The organism is Kitasatospora sp. MAP12-44, assembly GCF_029892095.1.
In the GTDB taxonomy this organism is placed as follows: Bacteria; Actinomycetota; Actinomycetes; order Streptomycetales; family Streptomycetaceae; genus Kitasatospora.
The window spans coordinates 2,181,099-2,204,214 of the sequence record NZ_JARZAE010000004.1 but is presented as its reverse complement, the minus strand read 5'-3'; the positions used below and the strand labels follow the sequence as shown (position 1 = coordinate 2,204,214).

Here is a 23,116-nt window from a genome sequence, read left to right as displayed (position 1 = left end):
TTAGAAGTACCCCTCGCGCTTGCGGTCTTCCATGGCGGCCTCGGACATCTTGTCGTCGGCTCGGGTGGCCCCGCGTTCGGTGAGGCGGCTGGCGGCGATCTCGGTGATCACGTCGCCGATGGTGGCGGCGTCGGAGTCGACGGCGCCGGTGCAGGACATGTCGCCCACCGTGCGGTAGCGGATCAGGCGCCGCTGCACGGTCTCGGTCTCCTTGGGGCCGCCCCACTCGCCGGCGGTCAGCCACATGCCGTCGCGGGCGAAGACGTCGCGCTCGTGGGCGTAGTAGATCTGCGGGAGTTCGATGTTCTCGCGCTCGATGTACTGCCAGACGTCCAGCTCGGTCCAGTTGGAGAGCGGGAAGACCCGGACGTGCTCGCCCACCGCGTGCTTGCCGTTGTAGAGCGACCACAGCTCGGGGCGCTGGCGGCGCGGGTCCCAGGCGCCGAACTCGTCGCGCAGGGAGAAGACGCGCTCCTTGGCGCGGGCCTTCTCCTCGTCGCGGCGGCCGCCGCCGAAGACGGCGTCGAACTTGCCCTTCTCGATGGCGTCCAGCAGCGGCACGGTCTGCAGCGGGTTGCGGGTGCCGTCGGGGCGCTCGCGCAGCCGGCCGTCGTCGATGAAGTCCTGCACGTGCGCGACGTGCAGGCGCAGGTTGTGCTTCTCGACGGTGCGGTCGCGGTACTCGATGACCTCGGGGAAGTTGTGGCCGGTGTCCACGTGCAGCAGCTCGAAGGGCACCTGCGCCGGCCAGAAGGCCTTCAGTGCCAGGTGCAGCATGACGATCGAGTCCTTGCCGCCCGAGAAGAGGATCACCGGGCGCTCGAACTCGCCCGCCACCTCGCGGAAGATGTGCACCGACTCGGCCTCGAGGGCGTCCAGGTGGGAGAGCGTGAACGCGTTGCCGCTGCCGGTCAGCGGCGCCTGGGTGGTCGCGGTCGTCATGCCAAACCCCTGTTCGTCAGAAGGGCGTGCAGGTCGGCGGCGGACTCGGCGACCGACTGGGTGTGCGTCAGGATCCGCAGATCGGGGTTCTCGGGAGCCTCGTACGGGTCGTCGACGCCGGTCAGGTTGGCGATCTCGCCGGCTGCCTGCTTGGCGTAGAGGCCCTTGACGTCGCGCTCGGAGCAGACGTCCACCGGGGTGGCGACGTGGATCTCCAGGAACTCGGTGCCGTTCTTGGCGTGTTGGGCGCGGACGGCGGCCCGGGAGTCGGCGTAGGGGGCGATCACGGGGGCGAGCACCTTCACACCGTGCGAGGCCAGCCGCTCGGCGACGAAGCCGATCCTGGTCACGTTGGTGTGCCGGTCCTCCTTGCTGAACCCGAGCCCCTTGGAGAGGAACTCGCGGATCTCGTCGCCGTCCAGGACCTCCACCCGGTGGCCCTCGGCACGCAGCCGGTCGGCCAGGGCGAAGGCGAGGGTGGTCTTGCCCGCGCTGGGCAGCCCGGTCAGCCACACGGTGGCACCGCGCCCGCAGGGGTCGGCCGCGCGGGCCGCCTCTGCGGCGTCCCCGGCGGCCAGGGTGTCGGCTGTCGTCACTTTGTACGCTCCCAACGGTCTGACTAGAGATGGTCTGACTAGAGGTGGATGCCGCACTCGGTCTTGCCCGATCCGGCCCAGCGGCCGGACCGGCCCTGCTCGCCGTCCCCCGGCTTGCGGGTGCAGGAGAGCGGCGCGCAGCCGACGGAGGTGTACCCCTCCCACAGCAGCGGGTTGAGCAGCACCCCGTTGGCGTTGACGTACGCGTCCACGTCGTCCTGCGTCCAGCGGGCGATCGGGGCGATCTTGACCTTGCGGCGCTTGGCGTCCCAGGCCACCACCGGGGTGTTCGCCCGGCTCGGCGACTCGTCGCGGCGCAGCCCGGTGGCCCACGCGTCGTACGCCGACAGGCCGCGCTGCAGCGGCTCGACCTTGCGCAGCGAGCAGCACAGGTCGGGGTCGCGGTCGTGCAGGGCGGCGCCGTACTGGGCGTCCTGCTCGGCCACGCTCTGCAGCGGGGTCAGTGTGATGACGTTGAGCGGCATGGTCGCGGCGACCGCGTCCCGGGTGCCGATGGTCTCCGGGAAGTGGTAGCCGGTGTCCAGGAAGACCACGTCCACGCCGGGCAGCGCGGTGGACGCCAGGTGGGCGACGACCGCGTCCTCCATCGAGGAGGTGACGCAGAACCGCTTGCCGAAGGTCTCGGCGGCCCAGCGCAGCACCTCCTGCGCGGAGGCCTCCTCCAGCTCGCGGCCGGCCGCGATGGCCACCGACTCCAGGTCAACTGCGCTGGTCATCGCGGGTTCCCCCGTTCGGGGTCGACAGCAGGCCGAGGAACTTCAGCTGGAAGGCCCGTCGGCAGGACGCGCACTCCCAGGCACCGTGCCCGCCGCTCTCGGAGGGGCGCAGGTCCTCGTCGCCGCAGTACGGGCAGTAGAAGGGTGCCGCGCGCTCACTCATGAGAGCTGCTCCTCGCTGGCCCGGGCGGTCCACTGGGCGAACCGCTCGCCTTCCTGACGGTCGGCCTGGAAGCGGCCGAGCAGGCGCTCGACGTAGTCCGGCAGGCCGGCGCTGGTGACCTTGAGGCCGCGGACCTTGCGGCCGAAGCCGGCCTCCAGGCCGAGCGCGCCGCCCAGGTGGACCTGGTAGCCCTCCACCTGCTCGCCGTTCTCGTCGCTGACCAGCTGGCCCTTGAGACCGATGTCCGCCACCTGGATACGGGCGCAGGCGTTGGGGCAGCCGTTGATGTTGATGGTGAGCGGCTCGGCGAAGTCGGGCAGCCGCGCCTCCAGCTCGTCGATCAGGGTGCGCCCGCGCTCCTTGGTCTCGACGATGGCGAGCTTGCAGTACTCGATGCCGGTGCAGGCCATCGTGCCGCGCCGGAACGGGGACGGGGTGACCCGCAGGTCCAGCTCCTCCAGGCCGGCCACCAGCGACGCGACCTGGTCCTCGGCGATGTCGAGCACCAGCATCTTCTGCTCGGCGGTGGTGCGCAGCCGGTCGGAGCCGTGCGCGGCGGCCAGCTCGGCGACCTGGCCGAGCAGCTTGCCGTGCACCCGGCCGACCCGCGGGGCGAAGCCGACGTAGAAGCGGCCGTCCTTCTGCCGGTGCACGCCGACGTGGTCGCGCCAGACGCCGACGGGCTGCTCGGGGGCGGGGCCGTCGATCAGGTCGTACTTGAGGTACTCCTCCTGGAGGACCTGGCGGAACTTCTCCACGCCCCAGTCAGCGACCAGGAACTTCAACCGCGCGCGGTTGCGCAGCCGGCGGTAGCCGTAGTCGCGGAAGATGCCGATCACGCCGCCGTAGACGTCCGCGACCTCGTCCAGTGGGACCCAGGCGCCCAGTCGCACACCCAGCTTGGGGTTGGTGGAGAGCCCGCCGCCGACCCAGAGGTCGAAGCCCGGGCCGTGCTCGGGGTGGTTGACGCCGACGAAGGCGATGTCGTTGATCTCGTGTGCGACGTCCAGCTGCGGGGAGCCGGAGACCGCCGACTTGAACTTGCGCGGCAGGTTGGAGAAGTCCGGGTTGCCGATGAAGCGCCGCTGGATCTCCTCGATGGCGGGGGTGCCGTCGATGATCTCGTCCTCGGCGACGCCGGCCACCGGCGAGCCGAGGATCACCCGCGGGGTGTCACCGCAGGCCTCGGTGGTGGACAGGCCGACGGCCTCCAGCTTCTGCCAGATCGCGGGCATGTCCTCGATCCGGATCCAGTGGTACTGGATGTTCTGGCGGTCGGTCAGGTCGGCGGTGCCGCGCCCGTACAGCTCGGAGACCTCGGCGATCGCCTTCAGCTGGGCGACGGTGAGCCGGCCGCCGTCGATCCGGACCCGGAGCATGAAGTACTCGGCGTCCAGCTCGTGCGGGTCCAGGATCGCGGTCTTGCCGCCGTCGATGCCTTCCTTGCGCTGGGTGTACAGACCCCACCAGCGCATCCGGCCGCGCAGGTCGGAGGGGTCGATCGAGTCGAAGCCCTGCAGGGCGTAGATCGTCTCAATGCGTGTCCGCACGTTGAGACCGTCGTCGTCCTTCTTGAACTGCTCGTTGGCGTTCAGCGGGGTGTAGTGACCCATGCCCCACTGGCCCTCGCCGCGGTGGCGGGACACCTTGCGGGCGGCGGCAGCCGGACGCTTTGCGGCGTCGGCTGGCTGGTGCTCGGCCGGGTCGGAAGTGGTGGGCATGTGTCGTCCTTCGGGCAGGTGGCTTTGCCAGGTTCGGGGCATTCCCGGGCTCGTCGCTGCTGTGACCTGCGGATCTTCGACAGGATGTGGGAAGCAGTGACCTCGGCCGGTGGGCGCCTGCCCATCGGTTGCGCGCGATGGGTGACTGAGTGGCGCCAGTGCGGTGGCGGCGGCGGGATAAGGCTCAGGTCACCGGACAGATGGCGCTGGACACGCGAAGGAGATCGACGTGAAGTCGACCAACTAGGGTGGTTCCGGCGCTCGGCATGGCAAGAGATTCGCACGCCGAACGAGGCGCGGTCCACCAACGTCCAGAATCCGGACATCTTTGTTTCGAATATCGAGACTGCGGCGAAGGTGGCCTGGCTGTGGCGACCTGAACGGGCCGGTGCGATCAGGGGGGTCGGGCCGCCCGATACCGTTAGCGCTGTGCAGCCATCAGGTGAGACCAGCAGAGCGGACGCGGACCGCCCGTCCCGACGGCGCGGCAAGGGCGCGCGGCGGGCGAGCAGACGGTCCAGCTGGCGCGGCACGGTGTGGGCGCTGATCAAGGACACCGCCAACACCTGCGTCGAGTACCGGGTCACCGGGCTCGCCGCGGAGGCCGCGTTCTTCACCCTGCTGTCGATCCCGCCGCTGCTGCTCTGCCTGGCCGGCACACTCGGCTACCTGGACGACCTGCTCGGCGCCGGCACCATCCTGAAGCTCCAGCAGGACATCATCACGGCGGCTGGCACGGTGCTCTCGTCGTCCTCGATCGACCAGATCGTCAAGCCGCTGCTGAACAGCGTCTTCGAGAACGGCCGGCCCGACCTGATCTCGATCGGTTTCGTGTTCGCGCTCTGGTCCGGCTCCCGCGCGCTCTACATCTTCATCGACACGATCACCGTGATGTACGGGTTGGACGGCAAGCGCGGCATCGTCAAGACCCGGTCCATGTCGCTGGGCCTCTACCTCGGCGCGCTGGCGATCGGCTCGCTGGTGCTGCCGCTGCTGGTGGCCGGGCCCGGGCTGGTGGTGGCGGCGGTGCCGAACATCGCCGGGGTGGTGAGCGCGCTCTACTGGCCGGTGGCGATCCTGCTGCTGGTGGTCTTTCTGACCACGCTCTACCACCTGGCCGTGCCCGCCAGCACGCCCTGGCGCGAGGACCTGCCGGGCGCTCTGGTGGCGCTGGGGGTGCTGGTGATCTGCAGCGTGGTGCTGCGGGTCTACCTGATCCACTCGGTCGAGGGCCCGACCGTCTACGGCAAGTTGGCGGCGCCCATCGCGGTGCTGCTCTGGATCTTCGTGGTGGCGATCGCGGTGCTGATCGGCGCCGCCATGAACGCTGCCATAGACCGCCGCTGGCCCAGCGTGGAGACCGCCGACGCCCGGGCCGAGAACGAGCGGGCCAGCGAGCACGCCGCCGAGCTGCTGGTCCGCGAGGCCGGGGCCCGACGGGCCGCCGAACGGGCCATGATGGCACGCGCGTTGGGGCTCGCCGAGGGCGTCGAGGAGGAGGACGAGGACGAGGACGACGAGGTGCCGTCCGAGTACCCCGAGCGCTGGGCCGACTTCCTGCCGCCGACCAATGTGCGCGGGCGGCTCGGCGCCGCGCGGGGCGCCCGCCGCCGCCGGACGCCGCCGCCCCCGCCGGACAGCGACCGGCCCGGCCCGCGCCCCTCGCCGCACCACGCCGCGCGCCCGTTCCCGGGGCCGGGCGCTCCCGCGCCGGGTACGCCCGCGCCGGACGCGCCTGTCGAGCGCCCGGCGGAGCCCTGGGGTTCGGACGGCCGCTTCCCCGGCGGACTGGGGCCGGTGGACTCCTCGCTGCCCAGCTACCCGCCGCGGCCCCCGTGGGACGGGCCGTAAAGGAGAAAAAAATAGGGGTGCGCGGTCGGGAGCCGCTGTCATAGGCTGCGGATCGCGCACCGAGCACCGGTGTGCGCGGTCGCCCCACGCGACCACGACGTCAGGGCCGTTGAACACGGCTCGGGAGAAGAAACGGGAGGTGAGCCTCGTGGCTGTCACCGTCGTCACGGCTGCCCAGGGCAGCACCCTCACCCCCCTCACCCTCCCGGCCGCCGGCTGACGTTCCGCTCAGCCCCCCGGGAATCGCTTTTCCTCCCGAAGGGCCCACCGCGTTGTTCAACGCTGCTTCTGACACCGCTTCAACTTCGACGTCTTCTTCGCTGTCCGGCTACGGCTGGACTCCCGAGCTCGACGAGCTCTTCGCCCCCCTCGCTGAGGCGGGGCTCACCCCCGGCCGGCTCGCCCGAGTCGACCGCGGGCAGGCCGACGTGGTCGTCATCGACCCCGACAGCGGCGAACCGCGCACCATCCGCGCCGATACCCGGCCGGTCGGCAGCGCGGAGACCATCGACAACCCCTGCACCGGGGACTGGGCGGCCGTCGACCTTGCGGCCACCCCGATGCCCGCGGTCGCGGCGCTGCTGCCACGCGGCACCGCGATCATCCGCAAGGGCGCCGGCGCGCGCTCGGACGGCCAGGTGCTGGCCGCCAACGTCGACACCGTCCTGATCGCGGTCTCACTGGCCGGCGACCCGGACATCGGCCGGATCGAGCGCTTCCTGGCCCTGGCCTGGGAGAGCGGTGCGCAGCCGCTGGTCGTGCTGACCAAGGCCGACCTGGTCGACGACGCCGACTTCATCCGCGAGGACGTCGAGCGGGCGGCGCCGGGCGCCACCGTGCTGGTCGTCAGCGCCGAGACCGGCGAGGGCCTGGACGTGCTGCGCGCCTGCACGCCCGGGACCACGGCGCTGATCGGCCAGTCCGGCGCGGGCAAGTCCACCCTCACCAACGCGCTGACCGGCAGCGAGGCGATGACGGTCCAGCAGACCCGCAGCAGTGACCAGAAGGGTCGGCACACCACCACCACGCGCGAGCTGTTCGCGCTGCCCGGCGGCGGCGTGCTGATCGACACGCCCGGTCTGCGCGAGGTCGGCCTCTACGGCGGCGAGGGCCTGGCGCTGGCCTTCTCCGACATCGAGGACTTGGCCGCCGACTGCCGCTTCCACGACTGCTCGCACCGCGCGGAGCCCGGCTGCGCCGTGCTGGCCGCACTCGCGGACGGTTCGCTGCCCGAGCGCCGGATGGAGAGCTACCTCAAGCTCCAGCGCGAGAACGAGTGGATCGCCTCGCGGACCGACGCCCGGCTCGCCAGTGAGCGGGCCAAGGTGTGGAAGACCCGCGCCAAGGAGGTCCGGGGGCGGGTCCGGCCGTGAGGCCGCCCGGCAAAGACCGTTGCGGCCCGGGGCGGCAGGGTGGTGTCCGATATCCGCCAGTCCCGGGCCGGTCGGTGGCGCAGACTGGGTTGCGTGATCGACGACGAGACCCGCTACCGGGCCGTGGACAGCCGGGACGCCCGCTTTGACGGCGTCTTCTTCACGGCGGTGACCAGCACCGGCATCTACTGCCGGCCGAGCTGTCCGGCCGTGACGCCCAAGCGCGTCAACTGCACCTTCTATCCCACGGCCGCCGCCGCGCAGGGCGCCGGGTTCCGGGCCTGCCGGCGCTGCCGCCCGGACTCGGTGCCCGGCTCGCCCGAGTGGAACCACCGCGCCGACCTGGTCGGCCGCGCGATGCGGCTGATCGGCGACGGAGTGGTGGACCGCGAGGGCGTGGCCGGGCTCGCCGAGCGGCTCGGCTACAGCGCGCGCCAGTTGCAGCGCCAGCTGACCGCCGAGCTCGGGGCCGGCCCGATCGCCCTGGCGCGCGCCCAACGCGCGCAGGCTGCAAGGCTGTTGCTGCAGACGACCGGGCTGCCGGTGACCGACGTGGCGTTCGCGGCCGGCTTCGCCTCGGTGCGCCAGTTCAACGACACCGTCCGCGCGGTCTACGACCGCACGCCGAGCGGCCTGCGGGAGGAGACCGGCCGCGGTGCGCACAGCGCGACGGCTCCGGCGGGCACACTCGGCCTGCGGCTGGCCTACCGGGGGCCGATCGACAGCGAGCACCTGATGGACTTCCTGGAGCTGCGTGCCGTCCCGGGGGTTGAGGAGGTCGTCCCAGCAAGTGAGACGGCAGGTCTAGGGGTTCGGACCTACCGGCGCACGCTCGCGCTGCCGCACGGGCACGGCATCGCCGAGGTGGACTCGCTCGGGACTGGGGTCCCGGCGGAGCGTGGCTGGCTGGACTGCCGGCTGCGGCTGGCCGACCTGCGCGACCTCACCACCGCTGTGCACCGGCTGCGGGCCCTCTTCGACCTGGACGCCGACCCGGGGACGGTCGCCGAGCAGCTGGGCGCCGACCCGGTGCTCGGTGCGGCGGTCGCCGCCAGGCCCGGGCTGCGCTCGCCCGGGCACGTCGATCCGCACGAGCTGGCCGTTCGCGCGGTGCTCGGCCAGCAGGTCACCATCGCGGCCGCCCGTACGCTGGCCGGACGGCTCGCGGCCCGCTACGGCGTGCCGCTGCCGGAGCCGAGCGGCGGGCTCAGCCTGCTCTTCCCGACGGCGCGGTCGCTGGCCGAGGCCGACCCGGCCGACCTGGCGATGCCGGTCTCCCGGCAGCAGGCGCTGCGCGGACTCTGCGCGGCCCTCGCGGACGGCACGGTCCGGCTGGACGCGGGCGTGGACCGCGAGGACGCCGCCGCCCGGCTGCTCGCGTTGCGCGGCATCGGACCGTGGACGGTGAGCTACCTGCGGATGCGGGCGATGGCCGACCCGGACGTCTTCCTGCCCGGCGACGCCGGGGTGCGGCACGGTCTGCTGCGGCTGGGCCTGGCGGGCGACCCGAAGTCGGCGGCGCGGATCGCGGTCGGCTGGGCGCCCTGGCGCTCGTACGCCGTGCACCAGTTGTGGGCGCAGGCGTCGCAGGTGTCGCAGGTGTCGGCCTGACCTCGCCCGTCGGTCAGGCGATCCGTTCGCCGCTGTCGCCGCCGGTGTTGCCGCCGACGGTGCTGTTGCCGCCGACGGTGCTGTCGCCGCCGACGGTGCTGGTGCCGGTCGCGGGGGTGGCGCCGGCCAGGGCCTTGGCGAGCCGGTCCAGACCCGGCAGGGCGGCCATCACCGCGTCGTGGTCGGCGGCGGAGAGGGTGGCCAGCGCGTTGGCGATCCGCCGCTCATGCGCCTGCTGCCAGTCGAGCAGCTGCTGCTGCCCCGCCTCGGTGAGCGCGATCCGCGCCGTGCGGCGGTCGCCCGGGTCGGCCTGCCGGTCCACGAACCCGGCCTCCAGCAGCTTGCCGACCAGTCCGCTGACGGTGTTGGGCGCCAACCGCTGACGCGCCGCCAGCTCACCGACCCGCAGGGGAGCGGCGGCCAGCGTCTGCAGCAGCTCGACCTGGGCCATCGGCAGCGACTCCCACGGGTAGTCCGTGCGGATGCTGCTGCGCAGCGCCCGGCGCAGCCGGGTGACCACGTCGGTCAGCCGCTGGGCGCGCTCGATGGCCAGCACGTCCTCCAGGATCGAGCCGCGTCCGCTCGGGGCTGGTCCCTGCTGGCCGGTCGCGGACGGCGTGCGACGGGCGGAGGCTGAACCCGCGGGATCGGGGTGGGGCTGCGACGGCATGGGCGACAGCGTAGCGGTTCGTAGCACATGCCTCTGTTGCCGACCAGATCTCTGCGGGAGTACTTCCGGCAACGATTGGTTCGGGGTCCGACAGACTCGCCGACCGACAGAAAAAGGCCCGAGCCCGCCCGCTGCCCCGAGGGGCGGCGGGCGGGCTCGGCGCTGTGCTGTGTGACCTAACTGTGCGAGCTACTGGCTGAGCGGCAGCGGCTTGGCTCCGCGCTCGGCGAGCATCGTCGTCATCAGCTGGAGCTCCCCGGTCTGGCCCGCCACCATCGACTGCGCCAGGCTCTTCTCCGCCGGGTTCTTCGCGAGCTCCACATACCCCTGCGCCATCGCGATGCCGCCCGTGTGGTGCTGCATCATCAGCTGGAGGTAGAAGATCTCGGCGGCCTTGCCGCTGAGCGCACGCAGCTGGTCCAGCTGCGTGTTGGTCGCCATCCCGGGCATCAGCGAACCGTCGTGCGCCTGGTAGGGCGCCATCTGCATCCAGGCCATCGGCGCGGCCGGGGAGTTCTGGGTGAGCCCCCACTGGGCGAGCCAACCCATCATCATCCCGCGCTGGTTGGCCTGGGTGTTGATGATGTCGAAGGCCAGGTCGCGGACCTCCGCGTTGTCCGTCCGGTCCCGGATGATGAAGGACAGGTCGATCGCCTGCTGGTGATGCGTCGACATGTCCCGGGCGAACCCGGCGTCGGGCGAGTCGGTGGCCGGCGCGGTCAGCACCGTGCCGGAGGCCGTCGTACTGCCCGCGAGCAGCGCCGGCACACCCAGGCAGAGGGCGACGGCGGCCGCCAGCGCGGCCGGCCACCACAGCACCCGCCGCCGGACCGGGGCGCGCGAGCCCGCGAGGCCGTCCGTGCCGTCGGACTCGGTGGCCCCGGCGCTCTTCGTGCTGCGATTCGTCATGGCGGCGCTCACCCGGCGGTGCTGCAGGAGGCGCCCGGCTCCTGGGTCTGCGGACCCTGGACGTACTTGGTGAAGAACTGCTCCACCCGCGGGTCCTTGGCGCTGTCCAGGACGAGCTGGGTGCCCCACGCGGTCAGCGTGATGGTGCCCTTCTCGGTCGGGTACGGGCTCATCAGCGAGTACGGGGTGGCCTTGACCTTGTCGGAGAGCGTCGTGATGTCGTCCGCGGTGGCCTTGGCGTTGTAGGTGACCCAGACGGCGCCGTGCTCCAGCGAGTGGACCGCGTTCTCGTTCTGCACCGGCTTGTCGTAGACGGTGCCCATGCAGTTGAGCCAGACCGGGTTGTGGTCGCCGCCGACCGGCGGGGTCTGCGGGTAACTGACCGGCGTGGTCACGTGGTTGCGGGTGAGGTTGCTGTACGTCTGGACGCCCGCGATCGGCGCCTTGGCGGCGGCGACCTTGGCGGCCTTCTTGTCGTTGGCGCTCTTGATCACGTAACCGCCCGCGCCGACCGCGCCGATCACCACGACCGCGGCCACCGAGAAGGCGATGATCTTGTTGCGGCGCTCGCGGCGCTGCTCCTCGGCGCGCAGCTGCACGATCCGCTCGCGGCGGTCGGCGACCGCCTGCTTGCCGCCGGCGGACTTCTTGTTGGACTGCTTGGAGGCGGAACCCACGGGGATCTTCCTTGTCCCCGCCGAACGCTCTGCGCGCGGCGGAATGAGGTGAGGCAGGGGAGGAGGGACCGCCGGGTCCGTCCGGATCCCGATGCGCCCTGCGGGCAGGGCGCGGTGCGGGCCGGGCGGGATCGGCGGCGGGTTCCGCCTAGGTCCGGTTGACCTGGAGCAGGTGGAGATCGGGGGCCGTCGCGGTGCCGGGGGTGCTGCCCGCCGGACGGACGGTGGTCATCGCACGGAACGTGACCAGCTGCGGCGGCGCGGCCGGCTCGGGGTGGGGGGGAGCGTTCGGCAGCTGCGCGTCCTGGCTGCAGAACGGGAGGTTGGAGCAGCCGTCGCCCGGTGGGGGAACCGGGTCGTCGGCGGTGCACAAGGTCAGCGGGGGGAGCGGGGACGCCGCCGGGGGCGCCGGGTGGGCGCTGCGCGCGCCGGTCGGCTGCGGCTCCGGTTGGGCGTGGTGCTCGGCGGCGCCGATGGTGGTGGTGACCGCGGTGGTGGCGGCCGCGGCGTGCGCGGTACCGGCGCAGGGCAGCCCGACCAGGAAACCGATCAGCAGCAGGACCCAGAGCGCCCCCGCCGGGCGGCCCGCGAGTGCGGCGCTCCCCGTGGTCGGTCTCAGAGGTCCTGGCGCGGTCATGCGCACATATTAATGGGCCGAATGGGGGGAGCGGTCCCCCTCCTAAGCCCTCACTTTCGGATTCATCCAGCCGCCGTTCGGATGATTCGTCCTGCTTCGCTCCGGATTGTTTCGGGATCGGCTCGGGGTCGGATCGGCGTTGGCTCGGCATTGGCTCGGGATCATTTCTCGATCGGGCCGCGCTTCACTCGCGGACGGCCGCGAGCCGACCGACCTGGCCTGATCGGCCCCCGTCGTACCGAAAGCCCGGACACGGGCGACCGCCATGGGCAGAATGACGATCGACCCAGCCTCCGGCCGGTGACGGCATTCACGGACGAGGAGCCGGCAGATGAGCAACCAGGGTGCGCCCGCCGACGGATGGTGGGGCCAGGTCTACGAGGGCCCGGCCGGCAGCCTGCCGGACACTCCGACGGCCGACGCGGGGGAGGCGACGGTGGACGACTGGTTCGACTCGGTCGCCTCGATCGTCGGACCGCTCGGGGCGCAGATCGGGAGCGAGCCGGAACCCGAGCCCGAGCCCGTTGCTGAGCCCGAGCCCGAGCCCGTTGCTGAGCCGGAACCCGAGTCCGTCGCTGTGCCCGCGCCCGCGCCCGCGCCCGTACCGAAAGCCCCCGACGTGCCCCGGCCGGCCCCCTACGTCGGCGGCCGGCCTCCGACGTACGTCCCCGAACCCACCGTCCTCCCCGCCGCACTCCCCGAGCGGGTGGCCGCGGTCGTCCCCGACACCGTCCTCGACGGCGCCCAGTACGCCGGCTTCACGCTGCGCGCCGCCTCCGTCCGCGGCGACTCCGCCCGCTACCGCGGTGAGTCGCGCAGCGACGCCCTGCTGCTCACCCGCTTCGGCGAGGGCCCCGAGGGCCTGCTGCTCGCCGTCCTGGGCAGCCGCGCCCGCACCGCCGACACGGCCGACGCCGCCGACGCCGCCGATGTCTCGGACACCGTCCGCCAAGCCGTCGCCCAGCTCGCCGAGGCGATCGGTCGCAGCCGCGCCGAACTGGCCACCGACCTGCGCGAGGGCGCCCGCGACCGCCTCCGCTACGGCCTGCAGCGCCTCACCGTCAGCGCCTCCGCCACCCTGCGCTCGCTGGCGCCGGACGCCGGTGCGCTGCACTGCCTGCTGATCTCGCTCGACCCCGCCTCCACCCACCGCGCGGCCTTCGGCGTCGGCCCCGGCGGCCTCTACCTGCTGCGCGCCGGCCACTGGATCGACGCGTACGCCGCACGTCTGCTGCACCACCCCGACGGCCCGGTGGCCGCCCCCGAACCGCGCCCGTTCCGGTTCCGGCTGGTCCCCGCGACCCCCGGCGACATCCTGCTGCTCGGTACCCCCGGGCTGGCCGACCCGATCGCCGAGGAGCCCGCCGTCGCACACTTCCTGGCCACCCACTGGGCGCACCCGCACCCGCCGGGCTCGGTCGACTTCCTGCGCCAGGTCCAGGTCCGCGCCAAGGGTTACGCCGACGACCGCACCGCCGTCGCACTCTGGACCGACTAGCGCCCGGCCGGGTTCCTGTCCGGGGTTCCGTCCGGCTCGATCCCCAGCACCGCCGCCGCCACCGCCGCCACCCGGGCAGCGCTCTCCGCGCGCCGGACGCCGGGCAGGCCGACCGCGAGCGGCACCGAGAAGCCGTCCAGGACCGCCCGCAGCTGGACGGCCCGCTCGTCGGCCGCGCCGGGGGCGAACTCGCCGGCCGCCGAGCCGTCCCGGATCAGCGCCTCCAGGTCGGCCTGCCAGGGGGCCTCGATCGCCAGCTGCCCCTGCCGGATCTCCTCACTCGCCGGGGAGCGGCCCCAGACCTCGACCCAGAGGATCCAGCGCGGATCGCCCGGGCCGTCCGCCAGGTAGAGGTCCGCGTACGCGGTGAACCGGTCCCACGCGCTCAGCCCCGGCTGTCCGAGCACCGCGCGCCGGCGCTCGCCGAGCTGCTCCTCGCTCCAGCGCAGGGTCTCCAGCAGCAGCTGGTCCTTGCTGCCGAAGTAGTAGAGCAGGTGGCCGGCGCTCATCTGCAGCTGCTTGCCGAGGCCGGCCATGGTCAGTTTGGCCAGCCCGTGCTCGGCGATCGCCGCCATGGCCGCTGCCAGCACCTCCTCGCGAGGCCGTGCCGGTCGTCGCGGGCGGACCTCCGGCATCTTCGGCTCCTGCTGACGTGCTGACGTGTGCTGGCTGCGGACGCTCTCAGCCTAAGGCGTTCCGTGGGCGCCGCCGCGCTGCCCCGGACGGCTCGGGCGGCTCGGGGGACAGGTCCGGGACGCTCTCCGGCCTCGACGTTCCGTCAACACGCGGGCAGGAACCGGGCGGCCAGGCGCTGCGTCCCAGCAGGGACAAGATCACAGCGGGGCGAAAAGGAACGCGAGTATGTCAGGAACGGTCACGCGCTACCGGGATTATTCGCAGTGCATCGGGCTTCGGTCCGGTGGTGAAGCGAATCCTTGGCCTGTAGGCGCGGAGCGCCGGAGCGCGCTCCGCGCAGGGGGTAGGCCAAGGTCGAGGCCGTTCGGTTCTGCTGCTCGATGTACTGGCGGAGTGCGCTGATCGGTGCGCCGCCGACCTAGCCGGCGAAGTACGAGCCGGACCAGAGCTTCTGTGCGCGCCAGTAGTGGCCGGCCAGTTGCGGGAACTCCTGGCGCATCCGACGGGAGCTGACGCCTTTGAGGCTGTTGACCAGCTTGGACACGTCAACGCGGCCCGCGCCGTCAAGTTCGAGGGACGCCGTATCCGGGCGGCCCAGCAGCACATACCGGGGGACGTACCGGCCCTCACCGGGTGACCGAGTGAGGTAAACGCTTGCGGAGCCTGGTAAGACCCACCGGTCGGCAATCGGAGGGGCACGGGCACAACTCCCCACCACGGGGAAGGAACCAGGAACCAGGTAGCACGCCCCGCGCAGCGGATGCGCGGGACGCGCTAGGAATCCCCGGCGCCCACGCCAGGGAGACTGGGAGTCAAAACGATGTCAGCCATCTGCCCGCCGACCTGCGGTGGACCGGGTTCCCGCCGGAGCTGCAGATCTGAACCCCGGCGTCAGGGCGTCAGGGCGTCAGGCCTTGACCGCCCCGATGGTGAGGGGGTTGATGCTCAGGCCCGCGCAGTGCTGCGTCTGCCAGGGGAGGAAGAGCGCCGCCGTCTGGCCGGGCGGGTAGACGCGCAGGCCGTTGGCGGGCGTGAGCTGGCACTGCGTGGGGGAGTAGCCGCTGATGCCGTTGCTGTCGTGGAGCTGGGCGCTGGCGGTGCCGTGCGGCTTGAGCGTGACGGTGGTGACCGGGTCGACGCTGCTGCGCTGGGCCGGGTTGCCGGACTGGACGCCGTTGGCGCCGACGTACGAGACGCCCGGGTAGCCGGTGAGGGTGCAGCTGGTCGCGGAGGTGTTGGTGAAGACGAGGTCGGCGTAGAACTGGCCCGCGCCGACACCCTGGTTGGCCAGGGCCACGCTCAGCTGGCTGCTGGCGCACGCCGACCCCGCACCGGCCTGCGAGACGGGCTGTGCCGTCCGCGATCCCGCCGGCTGAGCGGACTGCGCAGACTGACCGGACTGAGCGGACTGGCCCGACGGTGAAACCGGCGCCGTCGAGGACGCCGGCTGCTGGCTGCTGCTGCCGCCGGCGGCGGTGCCACCGCCGGTCGAGCCGCTCGAGCCGCTCGACGAGCAGGCGGTCATGGTCAGTGCCGCCGTGGCCAGGACGGCGGTCGGAACCATCATTCGTGCCAGCCGTGAACGCATAGCGTCTCTCCTCCGTCGAGCCGATCCCGCTGCCTGGGACCCACTCTCTGGATCCCCGCTACGGTGGACCCTACGCGCGCAACCGCCCCGGTCAGCGGGTCCGTTACACGGCTACAGCAGAACCGGGCCGGTATCGGGACACCTCACGCCGGTGGTCGCACCCGGCGGGTATATCGCATGACAGTACCGGCTGGCGGCGGTGCGCCGCTGACCCTGCCGGTTACTCCCGCTACTCCCGCTCCCGGCGCGCCTCCGCAGCCGCATCGGCGATCCCGGCCTCGTGCCCCGCGGCGTAGACGCGCCGCACGAAGTCGGCCGCCTGCTCCTGGGTCAAGTCCTCCGTGAGACGCATCAGTTCATCGGTCCACCTGACCAACCAGTGTTGTGTCATACCCCCATCACACCCCGCCGCGCCCACCCCCGCGCGCCAGACTCCGCCGGTCAGGTGCCCGGAAAGGAGACGGGGATCGGGTCTCGCCAGATGTCCATCGGAACGGCGCGGACCGCGCGGCCGTCCGCGTCGAGGATCCGGCCCATCCGTTTCACGGTGCGTAGCGACACGCGGCGCTCGGCCACTCGCAGGTCGGGGAACCTGCGGGCGAGCGCGGTTTCCAGCCGGTGAACGTCGGCGAGGGAGCGCTGCCAGACGGAGAGGATGAGGTTGTGCGGGCCGGTGACGGACACGCACAGCCGGATCTCGGGGAGTCGGGCGAGCTGGAGGCCGACCTCATCGAGCCGGTCCGGGGGAAGATCGGCCCGGAAGGTCGCCATGACCGGCCGGCCGGCGTCGCGGGCGGCGATCTCGCAGCGGAAGCGGATCGCGTCGGAGGCGGCCAGCCGGTCGAGGCGGCGGCGCAGCGTGGACGGGCTGAGCCCGGTGGCGGCGGCCAGCTCGGCTTGGTCGAGGCGGCCGTCGACGCCCAGTCTGATGAGCAACTCCCGGTCTTCTTCGCGGACTTCGGCTCGTACGCCGGAGGGTGGCCCGTTGCCCGCCGGGTGATCGTCGTGCAGCTCCACGCGCTGGGTGGGGTCCAGTGAGTCCAGTCGCCAGCGGATCCCCTCGGCGTAGAAGCCGGTCGCCAGGTGGACGCGGACGGCGTTGACCCCGGGGAGCCGGCCGAGCCGTTCGGTGGTGTACCGGGAGACCATCGCCAGGTCGGTGAAGGCGGCGGTGACGACGAGGTCGCAGCCCTGGGAGAGATGTTCGATGCTCATCACGTGCGGGTCCTCGGCCAGCTCGTCGGCGATCTGCCGGAGCCGGCCGGGAGCGCAGTCGAGGTCGAGGTAGGCGACGCACCCGCGGTCCTCGGGGTGCGGCAGACCGTAGGCGGTCACCCAGGCGATCCCGGCCTCCGAGAGCCGGCGCCAGCGGCGGGCAGCGGTGACCGGGCTGATCCCGAGGGTCTGGCCGAGCAGCGACCAGGGTGCCCGGGGCCGCAGTTGCATCGCGTTCACCAGGGCGAGGTCCAGCTCGTCCACTGTCACCTCGTCCACTGCCACCTCGGGCGTCGGTCGCGGTCGACTACCGGTGGATTCGTTCATCAGAGCGCCTCCTCGTGGTGGGATCCTGCGAAATCGCGGGAACTCCCGCCGCAAGATCCAGAATCACCGAACAAGATCGCTCTGCACAAGTTCCCGCCACCCGCGGGTTCGATGGAGGTGCCTGTGTCCCTGCACGATGACGCGCTCGCTCTGGCCCCGGACCTGGTCCGGCTTCGCCACGACCTCCACCGGTTCCCCGAGCTCGGCCTCGCACTCCCGCGCACCCAGGAGCGGGTGCTGCAGGCCCTCGACGGACTGCCACTGACTGTGAGCCAGGGCTCCGCCCTGAGCTCGGTCACCGCAGTGCTGCGCGGCGGGCGACCGGGGCCGGCGGTGCTGCTGCGCGCCGACATGGACGGCCTGCCGGTCGTGGAGAAGGCTCCGCTGCCGTTCGCCGCCGACAACGGCGCCATGCACGCCTGCGGACACGATCTGCACACCGCCATGCTCGCGGGCGCGGCACACTTGCTGGCCGCACGGCGGGAGCAACTCCACGGCGACGTGGTCTTCATGTTCCAGCCCGGCGAGGAAGGCTTCGACGGCGCCGGCGCCATGCTGGCCGAGGGCGTGCTGGACGCGGCGGGCAGGCGCCCGGTCGCCGCCTACGCCCTGCACGTGGCGTCGGCCATGCCGCACGGGGAGTTCAGCTCCCGGCGCGGGCCGATCCTCGCCGCCTCCGATGCCCTGAACGTCACCGTCCACGGTGCGGGTGGCCACGGCTCGGTACCGCATCGGGCCAAGGACCCCATCCCGGCGGCCTGCGAGATGGTCACCGCCCTGCAGACCATGGTGACCCGCCGCTTCGACGTGTTCGATCCGGTGGTGGTCACCGTCGGGCTCCTCCAGGCCGGCACCCAGCGCAACATCATCCCCGAGACCGCCTACTTCGAGGCGACCGTGCGCAGCTTCTCCGCCGAGGCGCAGTCCAAGGTCGCCGATGTCGCGGTGGAGTTGGTCAGGGCCATCGCGGCCGCTCACGGCCTGCGGGCGGAGGTCGAGTACGTGCCCGGGTACCCGGTGACCGTGACCGACGGGGCCGAGACCGACTTCCTGGCGGACACCGTCCGGGAGGTCTTCGGCGAGGAGCGCTTCCAGACGATGGCGAACCCGATGACCGGGGCGGAGGACTTCTCCCGGGTGCTCGACGCCGTCCCGGGCTCGTTCGCATGGCTTGGCGCCGCCCCGAGGGGGACCGACCCCGACAACCTGCCGCTCAACCACTCGCCCTACGCGGAGTTCGACGACGCGGTGCTCCCCGACGGAGCCGCGCTCTACGCCGAACTCGCCACCCGCCGCCTCGCGGCCTGAACCCCCTGAACCCTGAACCCGTACCTCAAGTACCTCAAGGAAGGAACGATCAAGACATGACCGAACCGCGTGACGTGGTCGAGCAGCAGATCACCGCCTACAACAGCCACGACATCGACGCCTTCGTCGCCACCTATGCCGAGGACATCACGATCCACCGGGCCGACGGCAGCCAACTGCAGGGCCGGCAAGCCCTGCGCGACAGGTACGCCGGACAGTTCGTCGAAGGCCGCTGCCGGGCGGAGATCGTGGGGCGGCTCAGCGAAGGCGACTGGGTGGTCGACCACGAAGTCGCCCACGGCCTGGCCGACGACCCGGTCCGCGTCCTGGTGGCCTACCGAGTACGCGAAGGCCTGATCGACCGCGTCGACTTCCTCAGCTGAACCAAGGCATGATCGACCGCCGTGAGATCGTCGCGGGCGTTGCCGTCACCGGTCTCCTTCAACTCCTCGCCCCGCGCCTCTGAGCGGACACCGTCGGTGCTCTGCCCAGGTCACACCGCCAGTAGCGGCCGCGCTCGCTCGGAGAAGTCAGCCACGAGCCTGTGCGCCCCGAAGGGCTGCATGCGTCGCTGGAGATCGGCGACGGCTTCGACCGCGCGCGACGACTTGACCTGACGGGTGAGCGAGAGTGTCCGCAGGCCGGCCGCGTAGGCAGCGTCCAGATCGCGCTGCTGCAGGTGCGCGCTCGCCAACGCGGCCTGGGACATCGCGCCGCGGCGCGCGCGCTTCTGCATGCGGGCGTGGTCGATGCTTAGACGGGCGTGCTCCTGCGCGGCGGCCGTGTCACCGCTGTCCCTGAAGGTCACCGCGTGCTCGCCGTGCAGGTAGGCCGGGTCGATGAAGAGCGCCCACTCTGCTTCCGCCGAGTGGTCGATCTTGTTGGCGGCAGCGTCGGAGTGTGCAACCGCGAGCGCTGCCCCCTTCTTGTCGCCCATCGTGGCCAGCGCCCGGCCCTCCAGGGCCCACAGGTCTGCGAGGCAGGCGTCCGAGCCGCCTCGCAGACCGTGCCTACCGGCCTGAACGAGTCGCAGTCCTTCTTCGGGGTGCCCCAGCAAGGTGGCCTGGTCCGCCATGCCGGCGAGAACGTGTGCACCGAGCGGCGTGTTCCTCGACTCCTCGGCGAGCCGTAGTGACTGGATCAGGTATCGCTGGGCTGTGCCGTGCTCGCCGTTGTCGTATGCCATCCACCCAAGGAGGTAGGTCTGCTCGGCTGCGGCCTCGCACAGCGCGCGGCGGACCTCATCGGATCCGGCTCGTCGGAGCAGCGGGTAGACGTGGATGTTCAGGTACGCGGCGAGGAGCAGGCGTCCGCTTCCACCGCCCTGGAAGATGTCCATCCGCTGGAACTCGGAGAACATGTTGCGCACCGCAGTGACGTCCTCCAGTCGAACCCGGGGGCCCACGTCGGGCTGCTGGTCCAGGGTGCTCAGCAGCCAGTCCCGGGAGGGTCCGATGGCGGCGACGGCGGCGAACGGTGCAGCGGCAAGGAACTTCCTGCGATCCACGTCAGCTCTCCCCAGGTCAGCGACGGTTTCCACGGTAACCGCGTAGCTGCGGGAGTAAAGGAGCGAGCGGTCCTCTGCCGGACTCGCACCGAGACCGAGTTCGACCGTTGTGACCCGGTATCCGACGGCGGCCGAGATGACGTCGGCGAGGATCCCGGGGACCGGCCGCCTGGGCTGCTTGCCCTCCAGCCACCGGCGCACGGTGGTCGCGTCCGGCGAGATCTGCGGATGGCCGGCGTCCTGAGCTGCCGCTTTGATCTGGCGTGCGAGTTCGCGGCGACTCAGCCCTGACCGCTCCAGCCAGTCGGCGAGTGAGGTGTTCGGCTCCTTCATGTCTCCTACCTACCCCTCCGCGTCAGCCGAGGCTGAAGTGCCACCCTGTGCCACCCCTTACGCCGATGACCACAAGCAGTCACAGGGTGTTGCCTGGTTGTGATGGTAGACCTCCGTTGCAAGGAGAGGCAGATGGTGACGGCAGCCGAGTACCCGTTAGCCCTGAGCGTCGAGTTCCTCGCGGAATTGTCCGCGTGGACGTGGATCGACTCAACCCCCGAAGGACTCGTCGCCTTCCTGCTGATCGCGCACCCGCGTGGTGCTGCGGCCGAGTTGGAGGTCATCGCCAGATCTCTGGGCCTGGCGACACCGGACCGCGCCATGCCCGAGTTGGCGCCGGCTCTGAGGTGCGCCGACGACGACGGCGTCGTGCTGGTCATCCCGGCCTCGGATGTTGATCTTCGGATGCCGACGGCCAGGGAGTGGATCGCGTTCGTCGCAGCGGGCGCCCCGGTCGTCGTGTTGATCAGCGGCACCCCTCTGGCTCGGGACGCTGACCTCTCCACCGTCTCTGGCCACCTGCTCGCCGCCCTGCTGCCGGGGCATGTCTGGATGGGGAAAACCCGTGTTCGATGAGGTAGGCGAAGGCCCCAGGCTCTTCAGCGACGCACAGCTCGACGGCACCGCGTGCATCGGCTGCGGCACCGCCGACGGCCCGCTGCACCGTGGCGAGACCATCACCACCCGCGCGATGCCGGGCGTCGTGCAGGACACCACGGTCGTGCGCTGCACCCCGTGCGTGAAGGCTCGTCACTCCGCCCGCGTCAGGGAGGGGTCCTGATGGGGATCCTTACCGATCGGCGGCACACGGATGTGTATGTGGGGGCGCGGACTTGGATGGTGGAGCACGGGCTTCATCCGGAGCCGGACGGCTATCTCGGGCACGGGTATGTCGGGCTGTGCCTGCGGGCGTGGCCGGGCGCGTCGGGAGCGCCGCTGCAACTGGCCGTGGAGTGGGCGTTGTTGACGTGGCGGCTGGATGACGTGTTGGACAGTGAGTTGCGGGAGGCGGCGCCGCTGGAGGTGGGCGGGTTCGTCGGGCGGCTGGTCGACACGGTAGGGGAGTGTGTGCCGGTCGATGCGGGCGATCATCCCGTTGTGTGGGCGCTTGCCGATCTGGTGGAGCGGACTCGGGAGGTGATGCCGGGGGACTGGTGGGACCGGTACCAGGGCCATATGGTCGCTTGGATCGAGGCGGCGCACGGGAAGTTGGTTGATTTCGCGCAGCCGGGTCGGACGCCAACGCTGCGCGAGTACATGACGATCCGGCCGCCTGATGGCGGGATGGTGCTGGCGGCGATGTGGACGGAGTTGGCGCAGCAGGTGGTCACGCTGGACTGGGAGAGTCCGCTGGTGCAGTCGCTGTTGGCGGCGTTCTCGGCGTGTGGGTATCTGGCCAACGACCTGGCGGCCGACGCGGGGGACAGGTTCACCGCGCTGGACGCGCTGGCCCGCAGCGAGGGCCTGCCACCCACCGTCGCCCGGGAGAAAGTACGCGAGCAACTGCACGCCGAGGAGCGCCGGTTCTGGTGGCTGCGCTGCGCGTTGCGGGAGTACGCCGACGAGGCGCGCCCGTCGGCGGCGCGGGACGGCTTGCTGGAGGACACCGCCCGGTTCGCGCTGCACCTCGACTCGTTCCGGCATGCGCTGCGTGAGTGGACCTCCGTCAGCTCCCGATACGCGCCGGCCGGGGCCGTCATCCGCCGTCACTGAGAGGGTGACGGTGGATGACGGCCCCGGGCCGCTGACGTCGCAGGAGCTCAGCTCAGAGCTTCGGCCTCGGCTGCTGCTGGGTGATGCAGTGGATGCCGCCGCCGTTGGCGAAGATCTCGCGGGCGTCGACGAGTTCGATGGTGCGGTCGGGGAAGGCCTTGCCGAGGATGGCGGCGGCCTCCTTGTCGCGGGGATCGTTGAAGGCGCAGAGGATGACGGCGCCGTTGGCGACATAGTGGTTGATGTAGGAGTAGTCGACCGGCTCGCCGTCCTCGTCGTGCAGGACGGTGGGGGCGGGGACCTCGATGACCTCGAGGTGGCGGCCGGCCGCGTCGGTGGAGGCGCGCAGCAGGGCCACCAGTTCCTGGCAGACCGTGTGGTCGGGGTGGGCCGGGTCGGGCTGGACGTGGGCCAGGACGACGCCGGGGCGGACGAAGGAGGCGACGATGTCGATGTGGCCGCGGGTGCCGAACTCGTCGTAGTCGCGGGTGAGTCCGCGCGGCAGCCAGATGGCCTTGGTGGTGCCGAGGTGGGCGTGCAGCTCGGCCTCGACCTGCTCCTTCGTCCAGTCGGCGTTGCGGCCCTCGCCCAGCTGGACGGTCTCGGTGACCAGGACCGTGCCCTCGCCGTCGACGTGGATGCCGCCGCCCTCGTTGATCAGCCGGGAGGCGAAGCGCTGCACGCCGGTGAGGCTGGTGATGGCCTCGGCGATGTGCTGGTCGTTCTCCCAGCTGGCCCAGGACTGCGCGCCCCAGCCGTTGAACACCCAGTCGGCGGCGGCGAGTCGGCCGTCAGGGCCGGTGAGGAAGGTGGGGCCGATGTCGCGCATCCAGGCGTCGTCCAGCGGGCGCTCGACCAGCTCGACCTCGGCCGAGACGTAGCCGCGCACGGTGTCGGACTCGCCGAGGTTGACGATCATCGTCACCGGCTCGTAGCGGACGATGGTGTTGGCCACCTTCGCCCAGGCGAGCCGGGCGGCGTGCAGCTGATCAGCTGTGTCGAAGGTCTGGTTGTTGGTCGGGAAGGCCATCCAGGTGCGCTCGTGCGGGTGCCATTCGGCGGGCATCGAGTAGCCGAGCGAAGCGGGGGTGGTCATGGCGATAA

At 71.7% G+C, this 23,116-nt stretch carries 26 protein-coding genes; 9 read left to right on the top strand and 17 right to left on the bottom strand.

What is annotated here, in order from left to right; translation table 11 throughout:
* From cysD to P3T34_RS39895, 6 genes are all read right to left on the bottom strand, one after another.
* Entirely contained in the window at positions 1–942 is a 942-nt protein-coding gene (cysD, locus tag P3T34_RS10405) for a sulfate adenylyltransferase subunit CysD (RefSeq protein ID WP_280665736.1), read from the bottom strand.
* Positions 939–1,520 (bottom strand): adenylyl-sulfate kinase, encoded by a 582-nt coding sequence (gene cysC / locus P3T34_RS10400; RefSeq protein ID WP_280671940.1) that lies wholly within the window; start codon positions 1,518–1,520, stop codon positions 939–941. The genes cysD and cysC overlap by 4 nt, the downstream gene beginning before the upstream one ends.
* Before the next feature lie 56 nt (positions 1,521–1,576).
* Positions 1,577–2,275, bottom strand: coding sequence for a phosphoadenylyl-sulfate reductase (locus P3T34_RS10395; RefSeq protein ID WP_280665735.1), 699 nt, complete (start codon positions 2,273–2,275; stop codon positions 1,577–1,579).
* Positions 2,259–2,438, bottom strand: coding sequence for a hypothetical protein (locus tag P3T34_RS10390; RefSeq protein WP_280665734.1), 180 nt, complete (start codon positions 2,436–2,438; stop codon positions 2,259–2,261). The genes P3T34_RS10395 and P3T34_RS10390 overlap by 17 nt, the downstream gene beginning before the upstream one ends.
* Positions 2,435–4,159 carry a nitrite/sulfite reductase gene (locus tag P3T34_RS10385; RefSeq protein WP_280665733.1) on the bottom strand — a complete coding sequence of 575 codons (1,725 nt, stop codon included), beginning with the start codon at positions 4,157–4,159 and terminating at the stop codon, positions 2,435–2,437. Before P3T34_RS10385 ends, P3T34_RS10390 begins: the two co-directional genes overlap by 4 nt.
* A gap of 184 nt (positions 4,160–4,343) precedes the next feature.
* Entirely contained in the window at positions 4,344–4,427 is an 84-nt protein-coding gene (locus P3T34_RS39895; protein ID WP_310593185.1) for a putative leader peptide, read from the bottom strand.
* A gap of 161 nt (positions 4,428–4,588) precedes the next feature.
* On the opposite strand from P3T34_RS39895, the gene P3T34_RS10380 reads away from it, so the two are divergent.
* From P3T34_RS10380 to P3T34_RS10370, 3 genes are all read left to right on the top strand, one after another.
* A complete protein-coding gene (locus P3T34_RS10380) occupies positions 4,589–6,010 on the top strand; it encodes a YihY/virulence factor BrkB family protein (protein ID WP_280665732.1) in 1,422 nt (473 codons plus the stop codon).
* A gap of 272 nt (positions 6,011–6,282) precedes the next feature.
* Positions 6,283–7,383 (top strand): ribosome small subunit-dependent GTPase A, encoded by a 1,101-nt coding sequence (gene rsgA, locus P3T34_RS10375; protein WP_280665731.1) that lies wholly within the window; start codon positions 6,283–6,285, stop codon positions 7,381–7,383.
* Positions 7,384–7,476: 93 nt separating this feature from the next.
* A complete protein-coding gene (locus tag P3T34_RS10370) occupies positions 7,477–8,994 on the top strand; it encodes an AlkA N-terminal domain-containing protein (protein WP_280665730.1) in 1,518 nt (505 codons plus the stop codon).
* A 13-nt stretch (positions 8,995–9,007) separates the two neighbouring features.
* On the opposite strand, the gene P3T34_RS10365 is transcribed toward P3T34_RS10370, so the two are convergent.
* The 4 genes from P3T34_RS10365 to P3T34_RS10350 form a co-directional block, all read right to left on the bottom strand.
* Complete coding sequence (locus P3T34_RS10365; protein WP_280665729.1) at positions 9,008–9,664, bottom strand: MarR family transcriptional regulator; 657 nt, start codon at positions 9,662–9,664, stop codon at positions 9,008–9,010.
* A gap of 189 nt (positions 9,665–9,853) precedes the next feature.
* Positions 9,854–10,573 (bottom strand): DUF305 domain-containing protein, encoded by a 720-nt coding sequence (locus P3T34_RS10360; RefSeq protein ID WP_280665728.1) that lies wholly within the window; start codon positions 10,571–10,573, stop codon positions 9,854–9,856.
* Between the two features lie 8 nt (positions 10,574–10,581).
* Positions 10,582–11,250, bottom strand: a complete 669-nt coding sequence (locus P3T34_RS10355) for a DUF3105 domain-containing protein (protein WP_280665727.1) — start codon at positions 11,248–11,250, stop codon at positions 10,582–10,584.
* 148 nt (positions 11,251–11,398) lie between these two features.
* Complete coding sequence (locus P3T34_RS10350; protein WP_280665726.1) at positions 11,399–11,887, bottom strand: hypothetical protein; 489 nt, start codon at positions 11,885–11,887, stop codon at positions 11,399–11,401.
* Between the two features lie 331 nt (positions 11,888–12,218).
* On the opposite strand from P3T34_RS10350, the gene P3T34_RS10345 reads away from it, so the two are divergent.
* Positions 12,219–13,385, top strand: a complete 1,167-nt coding sequence (locus P3T34_RS10345) for a protein phosphatase 2C domain-containing protein (RefSeq protein ID WP_280665725.1) — start codon at positions 12,219–12,221, stop codon at positions 13,383–13,385.
* Here the strand turns inward: P3T34_RS10345 and P3T34_RS10340 are convergent.
* The 5 genes from P3T34_RS10340 to P3T34_RS10320 all read right to left on the bottom strand — a co-directional run bounded on the left by P3T34_RS10340 (position 13,382) and on the right by P3T34_RS10320 (position 17,151).
* Positions 13,382–14,020: a TetR/AcrR family transcriptional regulator gene (locus P3T34_RS10340; RefSeq protein WP_280665724.1), complete on the bottom strand. Its 639-nt coding sequence runs from the start codon at positions 14,018–14,020 to the stop codon at positions 13,382–13,384. The two genes, P3T34_RS10345 and P3T34_RS10340, sit on opposite strands and share 4 nt — an antisense overlap.
* A gap of 419 nt (positions 14,021–14,439) precedes the next feature.
* Positions 14,440–14,565 carry a transposase gene (locus P3T34_RS10335; protein WP_280665723.1) on the bottom strand — a complete coding sequence of 42 codons (126 nt, stop codon included), beginning with the start codon at positions 14,563–14,565 and terminating at the stop codon, positions 14,440–14,442.
* A gap of 363 nt (positions 14,566–14,928) precedes the next feature.
* Positions 14,929–15,609: a DUF4232 domain-containing protein gene (locus P3T34_RS10330; protein WP_280665722.1), complete on the bottom strand. Its 681-nt coding sequence runs from the start codon at positions 15,607–15,609 to the stop codon at positions 14,929–14,931.
* Between the two features lie 229 nt (positions 15,610–15,838).
* Positions 15,839–15,961 (bottom strand): hypothetical protein, encoded by a 123-nt coding sequence (locus P3T34_RS10325; protein WP_280665721.1) that lies wholly within the window; start codon positions 15,959–15,961, stop codon positions 15,839–15,841.
* Positions 15,962–16,050: 89 nt separating this feature from the next.
* Positions 16,051–17,151, bottom strand: coding sequence for an AsnC family transcriptional regulator (locus P3T34_RS10320; RefSeq protein WP_280665720.1), 1,101 nt, complete (start codon positions 17,149–17,151; stop codon positions 16,051–16,053).
* Positions 17,152–17,274: 123 nt separating this feature from the next.
* Here P3T34_RS10320 and P3T34_RS10315 point away from each other — a divergent pair, with 123 nt between their 5' ends.
* Positions 17,275–18,459: a M20 family metallopeptidase gene (locus tag P3T34_RS10315; protein ID WP_280665719.1), complete on the top strand. Its 1,185-nt coding sequence runs from the start codon at positions 17,275–17,277 to the stop codon at positions 18,457–18,459.
* Between the two features lie 56 nt (positions 18,460–18,515).
* Complete coding sequence (locus tag P3T34_RS10310) at positions 18,516–18,842, top strand: nuclear transport factor 2 family protein (RefSeq protein WP_280665718.1); 327 nt, start codon at positions 18,516–18,518, stop codon at positions 18,840–18,842.
* Positions 18,843–18,952: 110 nt separating this feature from the next.
* Here P3T34_RS10310 and P3T34_RS10305 read toward each other — a convergent pair whose 3' ends face one another.
* Positions 18,953–20,299, bottom strand: coding sequence for a transcriptional regulator (locus P3T34_RS10305; protein WP_280665717.1), 1,347 nt, complete (start codon positions 20,297–20,299; stop codon positions 18,953–18,955).
* A gap of 132 nt (positions 20,300–20,431) precedes the next feature.
* On the opposite strand from P3T34_RS10305, the gene P3T34_RS10300 reads away from it, so the two are divergent.
* Genes P3T34_RS10300 through P3T34_RS10290 form a run of 3 tightly spaced genes read left to right on the top strand, consistent with a single transcriptional unit; the run spans position 20,432 to position 22,012 of the window.
* Positions 20,432–20,875, top strand: a complete 444-nt coding sequence (locus P3T34_RS10300; RefSeq protein ID WP_280665716.1) for a hypothetical protein — start codon at positions 20,432–20,434, stop codon at positions 20,873–20,875.
* Positions 20,865–21,080 (top strand): hypothetical protein, encoded by a 216-nt coding sequence (locus P3T34_RS10295; protein ID WP_280665715.1) that lies wholly within the window; start codon positions 20,865–20,867, stop codon positions 21,078–21,080. Before P3T34_RS10300 ends, P3T34_RS10295 begins: the two co-directional genes overlap by 11 nt.
* Entirely contained in the window at positions 21,080–22,012 is a 933-nt protein-coding gene (locus P3T34_RS10290; protein WP_280665714.1) for a terpene synthase family protein, read from the top strand. Before P3T34_RS10295 ends, P3T34_RS10290 begins: the two co-directional genes overlap by 1 nt.
* A gap of 52 nt (positions 22,013–22,064) precedes the next feature.
* Here P3T34_RS10290 and P3T34_RS10285 read toward each other — a convergent pair whose 3' ends face one another.
* The gene (locus P3T34_RS10285) at positions 22,065–23,108 is read right to left on the bottom strand and encodes an agmatine deiminase family protein (protein WP_280665713.1); all 1,044 of its coding nucleotides are present in this window, start codon (positions 23,106–23,108) and stop codon (positions 22,065–22,067) included.
* Positions 23,109–23,116 lie beyond the last annotated feature (8 nt).